Annotated in this window: 5 protein-coding genes; 3 read left to right on the top strand and 2 right to left on the bottom strand. The window is 34.7% G+C overall.

The window, feature by feature from the left end:
* Positions 1-587, top strand: a 587-nt coding sequence (locus WBN21_RS08440; protein WP_424199297.1) for a peptidylprolyl isomerase, incomplete at its 5' end; no start/stop codon positions are given.
* Positions 588-613: 26 nt separating this feature from the next.
* On the opposite strand, the gene WBN21_RS08445 is transcribed toward WBN21_RS08440, so the two are convergent.
* On the bottom strand, positions 614-1,222 hold the full coding sequence (locus WBN21_RS08445) for a trimeric intracellular cation channel family protein (protein ID WP_424199299.1): 609 nt from the start codon (positions 1,220-1,222) through the stop codon (positions 614-616).
* Between the two features lie 291 nt (positions 1,223-1,513).
* On the bottom strand, positions 1,514-2,233 hold the full coding sequence (locus WBN21_RS08450; protein WP_424199301.1) for an RDD family protein: 720 nt from the start codon (positions 2,231-2,233) through the stop codon (positions 1,514-1,516).
* Between the two features lie 83 nt (positions 2,234-2,316).
* On the opposite strand from WBN21_RS08450, the gene WBN21_RS08455 reads away from it, so the two are divergent.
* Both WBN21_RS08455 and WBN21_RS08460 read left to right on the top strand, forming a co-directional pair.
* On the top strand, positions 2,317-3,306 hold the full coding sequence (locus WBN21_RS08455; protein ID WP_424199305.1) for a stage II sporulation protein M: 990 nt from the start codon (positions 2,317-2,319) through the stop codon (positions 3,304-3,306).
* Between the two features lie 77 nt (positions 3,307-3,383).
* The coding region (locus WBN21_RS08460) for a hypothetical protein (protein WP_424199303.1) at positions 3,384-3,573 on the top strand (190 nt) is incomplete at its 3' end.

A 3,573-nucleotide genomic window follows, 5' to 3' on the forward strand; every position in this document is an offset into this window, starting at 1 on the left:
AAGAAGACACCATTGAAGAACCTGAGCGTGAATTTCCCAAGCTAAATTCTAAAAGCGCCATGGAATTTTTCTTAGAATATGATAAACACTACAAAGAAAACAAAGTACGGATAACCACCGATTTTGGCGACATTGATATTTTACTTTACGACGACACAAAATTTCATCGCTCTAACTTTATTTGGCTAACAAAACAAGGCTATTTTAACGATACCCAATTTTATAGAGTTATAGATAATTTTATGGTACAAGCTGGTAATAGCGACGATGTAAAAACTTCTAGAAAACGCGCTCATATTGGCAAATATTTATTGCCTCCAGACACTAAACGTGGATATAAACATGACAGAGGTGTGATTTCTATGCCTAGTAGTGAAATTAGAAATCCGCATAAACTCGCTTCGCCTTTTGAGTTTTTTATTGTTTGCCAAAAAGGTGGTGCACATTTTTTAGATGGCGATTATACCATTTTTGGGCATGTAACTCAAGGCATGGATGTTATTGATAAAATTGCTTCTGTTGAAACTGATGATGGCGATTGGCCAGATAAGAATATTTATATCCGTAATGTGGAGATTATTGATTGACGGAAGACAGAAGACGGAAGGCTAAATCAAGTATCCTTCGAATATATATTTGGCAACGCTATTTTAAATTTTACTGCCAGCAACCTTACAACAATAACCACAGCACCCGAAACGATTAAAATGATGCTTTCAGGTACGTTAAATTTTCGTAATGCAAAAAAAGTTATCCCTCCTAATATACAGGCCGTGGCATAAACTTCTTTTCTGAAAATAATAGGAATTTCGTTGCACAAAATATCCCTAATAACACCTCCAAAACTTGCGGTCATGGTTCCTAAAGCAATACAAATTAGTGGGTGCAAATTGGCATTCAATCCTTTTTCTATACCCAACAGCGTATACAAACCAATCCCAATGGTATCGAACAAAAATAGTGATGTTCTTAAATAGTTGATTTTACTTCTGAAGATAATGGCAAAAACGGCCGAACCTAATATAATATATACATAAATAATATTTTTCATCCAGCCAACCGGTGTATTCCCAATAAGCAAATCGGTAAGCGTTCCACCGCCCACAGAAGTAACAAATGCAATTATCAAGACACCAAACACATCCATCCTTTTATTAAATGCCACCAAGGCACCAGAAATGGCGAAAGATATGAGTCCTAAAATATCAATAATGTAATACATAGTTTTTTAATCGGCTTTAAAATTTTTAATAGTTTGGGCGCCTGCCTGCCGGCAGGCAGGTTACCACAAGGGTCGGGCTTTCCGTTGCAAGTCCTCCCACCTCCTTCGTCGGACTGCGGGCTTTCCACTACAATCCCTGACTGCCGGCAGGCCTAACGCAATTAGTACCTATAATTAATCATTCTTTTTTAACAAATTCAATTTCTACTTTCATTTAAACGAGATCCCGATTTTGCATTGGGATGAGCGATTCACACAATTTTTGCCAAAAGCAAAAAATTGGTTCTCTGCTCACATACTTTGAGTATAAAAATTATAATCCTTTAAAATAACAGCGATAAACTCCATATCGTTGCTTTGCTTTACCGTTTTTATACCAACAACTTCAATAATTTTTAGCCTCAATTTAATTAAGGTTTGATAATCTTTTGACGCTCTTGCCACCTGAAATGTTTCTTTTATAATTCTGGCATCATTATCAGACAGCTTGATAACATTTGGATAGGTTGGCTTGTAATTTTCCTTTAAATTTTCGAGAATAGTATGACTAATATTCACATTATCTTTTAAACCTATAACCGCCGTTCCTGCCGCCATATCGCCAAGACGTTGCGTTTTTTTATTAAATAACATGATGAAAAAACCGAGTCCGAAAATATAAATATCTACTATTCTGAAAAACCACCTAACCACATAATCTGAAAACGACGCTTGGAAACCATCAATTTTTACGACTCTAATTTTCAAAACCCTTTTACCTAGCGTTTGCCCCTGCATTAAAGATTCCAAAACCAAAGTATAAAACATAACCGGAAAACTAAGCACCGTGTTTATGGCTATTTGCGACCATTGGTCCATGTTATCGAAGGCTCCGAAAGTCCAGTTTAAAACCAACATATAGCCAATTTTTATAGCCATATCTATAAAAAACGCTAATAATCGCTCGCCTACTCCCGCGGCATTAAACGTTATTTTTACATTTTGAGTCGTGTTAATTTGTAACTCTGACATTTTATAATTTAATTTATCAAATATAAGAACTCATTTAATCTTTTTGGATTTAAGATAAAAATTAAATGTGGTTGAACGAATTTATGAGGGAAGTTGCATTTATCAAGCAAAATAAAGAAAAATGGTTGAGTTTTGAAAAAGCAATCGTCAATAATGATTTTGATAATCCTGACGAATTAGCTTCCCAATACATTCAGGTTATAAATGATTTGGCTTATGCTCAAACTTACTACCCTAAAAGCAAGGTAATTGCCTATTTGAATCAGTTATCTGCCAACGCTTATCAGAAAATTTATAAAACTAAAAGCACCGATACTAATCGAATTATTTCTTTTTGGAAAACCGAAGTGCCTTTAATTTGTTATCAATACCGAAAATTCATTTACATAGCTTTTATCATTTTTTCGGCGTTTACCTTTATTGGTGCTATTTCGGCTGCTAATGACGGGGAATTTGTACGCTCTGTATTAGGTGATGACTATGTAAATATGTCGTTAGAAAATATTGAAGCTGGCGATCCAGTTGCCGTTTACAAAAGCGGTAGTAATTGGGGAAGCTTTATAGGTATCACTATTAACAATTTAAAAGTTGGTATTATCGCTTTTGTGCTAGGTGTTTTCTTAGGAATCGGCACACTTTACATTATGTTTAACAACTGTATCATGTTAGGCTCTTTTCAGTATTTTTTTTATGAAAAAGGCGTGTTTTGGGAAAGTATTCGCGGGATTTGGATCCATGGCGCTATGGAAATCTTTGCCATTGTAATTGAATGTGCAGCGGGTTTAATTTTAGGAGCCAGCATTTTATTCCCTGCAACGCATTCCAGATATACATCGTTTAAAAAGGGCGCAAAAATTGGCATTAAAATTTTAATAAGTACGTTTCCATTCACGTTTGCAGCTGGATTTTTAGAAGGCTTTATTACACGCTATTCTAATATTATGCCGCATTGGCTATCGGTTAGTATCATTCTAATCACACTAAGTATCATCAGTTATTACTATTTAATTTATCCTTTTAAAATACAAAAACAAATCACTCAAATCCCAAATTTAAGTCCGTCGCATATTTGAAAACAAAGCACCTACATATTTTCTTATTCTTATGTCTAATCACTTGTATTTATCAGCCATCATTTGCAATAAACCCAATGCAAACACCTGAAAACATTAGGAAGTTTGACGACGATTTTAAGGACCGCTATGATAGCAATAAATATAATTATGAAGGCACAGATGTTGTTACCCAAACCAAAACTGGCTCTGGCAAATATGAAGATTACAAAAAAGGAAACGTAAAACAAAAGGAGCGTAATAATTCTGATAGTTTTAGCATAAATT

Origin of the sequence: Algibacter sp. (assembly GCF_049667265.1) — a bacterium.
GTDB lineage: Bacteria > Bacteroidota > Bacteroidia > Flavobacteriales > Flavobacteriaceae > Algibacter_B.